The following is a 3,260-nucleotide window of genomic DNA, read 5'->3' as shown; positions in this document are numbered from 1 at the left end:
CTGCACACTCCTACGGCTCCGTGCTCCGCCCGCCCCCGACCTCAGGACACCGTGAACCCTCAGGACACCGCGAAAGCCCCCGCCTTCCCCTGGATCGGCCTGCTCACGCTCGCCGGCGCCGTCTTCGTCTCCGTGACGAGCGAGTTCCTCCCGACCGGGCTCATCCCCGACATGTCGCGCGACCTCGGGGTGAGCATCTCGCTCACCGGCCAGCTCGTCACGATCTTCGCCGCGACCGTCGTCGTCGCGACGACTCCGCTGACCCTGGTGACCCAGCGCTTCTCGCGCAAGAGCCTCCTCCTCGTGGCGCTGTGCACCATCGCGGTCGCCAACGTCCTCGCCGCGCTCGCCCCCACCTTCGGGCTGCTCATCGGCGCCCGCATCCTCGGCGGGCTCGCCCACGGCCTCTTCTGGGCGATCGTCGCCGCCTACTCCGCGCATCTCGTCGCTCCGGAGCAGCTCGGCCGCGCGACCGCGATCACGGCGGGCGGCGGCTCCGCGGCCTTCGTCCTCGGCGTCCCCCTGGGCACGGCGCTCGGGCACGCGTTCGGCTGGCGGCCCACCTTCGCGATCCTCGGCGGCGTCGTGCTCGTGCTCGCGCTGATCGTGGTGAAGTTCCTGCCCGCGGTCGACCACCACATCCCGCTGCGGACCGGCGAGATCCGCCTGCCGGCGCGGAAGGACCGGACGCTCCCCCGCATCATCGGGGTCTGCGTCGTCATCCTGCTGGTGCTGATCGGCCAGAACACCCTCTCGACCTACATCACGCCCTGGCTCGAGAACGCCTCCTTCGCCCCCGACACGGTGCCGCTCGTGCTCTTCGCGTTCGGCGGCGCAGGGGCGGTCGGACTCGTCCTGGCCGGCTTCGCGACCGACCGGTTCCCCCGCTCGGGCTTCGTGGTCGCCGCGATCGCGGTCGTGCTGGCGCTCGCGGGCCTGGCCGTCGCCGCGGGCACCGGCGCCGCCACGGCCGTGGTCGTCGCCGCGGTGATCTGGAACATCGCGTTCGGCGGCATCCCGGCGATGCTCCAGACCCGGATGCTGCGCACCTCCTCCTTCCACCTGCGGAGCCTCGCCGCGGCGCTCCAGACGACGGCGTTCAACATCGGCATCGGCGGCGGCGCGGTCGTCGGCGGACTGGCGATCGACGCGAGCGGGCTCGACGTGCTGCCGTGGGTCGCGATCGTCATCGTCGCGGTGGGGCTCGTCGTCAGCCTGATCGTCGACGCCCGGGCGACGGCGGCGGTGCGGGCGGAGGCGGTTCCTACCCGCTGATCGTGTTCACAACGGAGGTAGAACGTGCTCCGGCGCGCGCCGATCCGCGTGTTCACGGTCGAGCTGGAACGTTCTTCCTCCGTTGTAAAGACGGCGGCCTTCGGCCTCGTGAATGCAGCGGCGTTCCTCCGGCGCTAAGACGGGGATGTCGTCAGCACGGCCGACGCGGCGCCCCGGGGAGCAGGGGATACGGTCGAGGGATGAGAGACGGAACCCGATGAGCCCGAGCACCCCCGAGCCGCCGCTGACCCTCCCCTACTACGGGGCTCCGCCGATGGCGGCGCTCCGCCGCTTCTTCGGCAACTACCTCCGCTTCCGCGGGAGGGCGAGCCGGGCCGAGTACTGGTGGATCATCCTCCTCGGCAGCGTCCTCACAGGGCTGCTGCAGCTGGCCGACGGCGGTCCGTGGCGCCTCGACTTCACACTGACGCCGTACCCGAGCGGCGCGCCGTTCCAGACCTTCTGGGTGTCGCTCGCCGCAAGCGCGATCGCCCTGGCGACGTTCCTCCCGTCGCTCTCGCTGATCTGGCGGCGACTGCACGACGTGAACCGCAGCGGGCTCTGGATCCTCGCGATCCTCGTGCCGATCGCCGGCTACGTGTTCCTGCTGATCCTGTTCGTGCTGCCGCCGCGGCCGGAGGGCGCGCGGTTCGACTGAGCGGCGGACGCCTCGGCGGTGGAGTGCCGGACCCGGCCGACGAGTCGGCAGTGCGGCTCGCCTGCCGCCCGCAGGACGACGCCCGTTCTCGCATCAACCGCAGGAACCGTGATGCGCCCGAGCCCCAGGGTCGTGTAACCGGCTTCCTTCTCACCGGTGACCCTGGACGTGCCGATCGCGAGACAGATCACTGACCAAGCGAGAGCGGCGAAGAACAGCACCAGCTGCACGAAAAGGGGCAGACGCGATCCCGGAGGAAGGACCGCGAACCCGACGAAGAGCCAGATACAGGCGATCGCCTGGGCGAGAGATCCCCACCCGGTGCTGAGAACACGTGTAAGCGCAGACCAACCGGGCAGCACTTCCACCCTCTCCGGCACCAGCGCAGGTACCCTCTCCGCCCCCGACATCATGCGCCCTCCGTCGGTGGCGCCAGGGCGACAGCGCCAGCGGCGCGCGCATCAGCCCGCTGCACCGCCCGATAGACCGTCGACCGCGCGACCTTGAACTCCGCCGCGAACTCGGCAGCGGTGCAGTTCCCGGCAAGATGCTCTGCGACCAGATGCGCCTCGATCTTCGGCGACAGCTTCGGCTGACGGCCAGGCAGACGCCCCTTGGCCTTCGCGACCTTCATCCCCTCACGAGTGCGGGCACGAATCAGATCCCCCTCGAACTCCGCGACCATCGCGAGCACGTCGAACAGCAGCCGGCCGATCGGATCCTCCGGATCGTGGACCAATCCCCCGATGCTGAGCTTCACCCCGCGGCGGGTCAGCTCATCAACGATGTCGCGAGGGTCTGTGATGGACCGCGCGAGCCGGTCGAGCTTCGTCACGAGCAGAGTCGATCCGGCGTTGCACGCAGCCAGCGCCTCTCGTAGCGCGGGACGCTCGCGGTTCCGGCCGGTCAGACCCAAGTCGGCGTAGATCCGATCGGATGGGACGCCGGCCGCCCGGAGCGCGTCGCGCTACGCGGTCGAGTCCGTTTGTCGGTTGAGACGCGGGCGTATCCCACGAGCGACCGTGCGCTCAGTGTGTCAGTTGACGCCCCACCATCGGGCATCTCATCGGGCGGGTCTATTGCGACAAACAGCGCCGCGAGATTCCGGTCTCATGCGCGGCCATCCTGGGCGGCCGGATGACGACCCCTCATCGGACGCCGGACGCATCGACGCACTAGCCCTCCGAGGCTCGCGCCGCACTACCGTCGAATGCGCCCGCCCAAGGCACCCCTAATCCAGTAAGGGGGTGTCCTGCCCGCAGCACGGTGAGGGTGGCAGCCCGTTCGAGCCGGGCCGGGTCAGAGGAGCCTCGCGCTGCGGGCGCGA

Annotated in this window: 2 protein-coding genes and 1 pseudogene; 2 read left to right on the top strand and 1 reads right to left on the bottom strand. The window is 70.5% G+C overall.

Going from position 1 to position 3,260, the window contains the following annotated elements; translation table 11 throughout:
• Positions 1 to 51 precede the first annotated feature (51 nt).
• Together C5C99_RS16585 and C5C99_RS16580 are read left to right on the top strand one after the other, a co-directional pair.
• Positions 52 to 1,275, top strand: coding sequence for an MFS transporter (locus tag C5C99_RS16585; protein ID WP_181074639.1), 1,224 nt, complete (start codon positions 52 to 54; stop codon positions 1,273 to 1,275).
• Positions 1,276 to 1,492: 217 nt separating this feature from the next.
• Positions 1,493 to 1,933, top strand: a complete 441-nt coding sequence (locus C5C99_RS16580; protein WP_181074638.1) for a DUF805 domain-containing protein — start codon at positions 1,493 to 1,495, stop codon at positions 1,931 to 1,933.
• Positions 1,934 to 2,342: 409 nt separating this feature from the next.
• On the opposite strand, the pseudogene C5C99_RS16570 reads toward C5C99_RS16580, so the two are convergent.
• Positions 2,343 to 2,995 (bottom strand): annotated as a pseudogene (locus C5C99_RS16570) (recombinase family protein).
• Positions 2,996 to 3,260 lie beyond the last annotated feature (265 nt).

Source organism: Rathayibacter sp. AY1C4 (assembly GCF_002932195.1).
Taxonomy (GTDB): domain Bacteria; phylum Actinomycetota; class Actinomycetes; order Actinomycetales; family Microbacteriaceae; genus Rathayibacter.
Note: the sequence above shows the minus strand (reverse complement) of the source record. Positions and strands in the feature narration are given on the sequence as shown.

What these genes read in the sequence shown, in the direction of transcription:
- C5C99_RS16580 (WP_181074638.1), top strand. Translation starts at nt 1,493, where the DNA reads ATGAGCCCGAGCACCCCCGAGCCGCCGCTGACCCTCCCCTACTACGGG.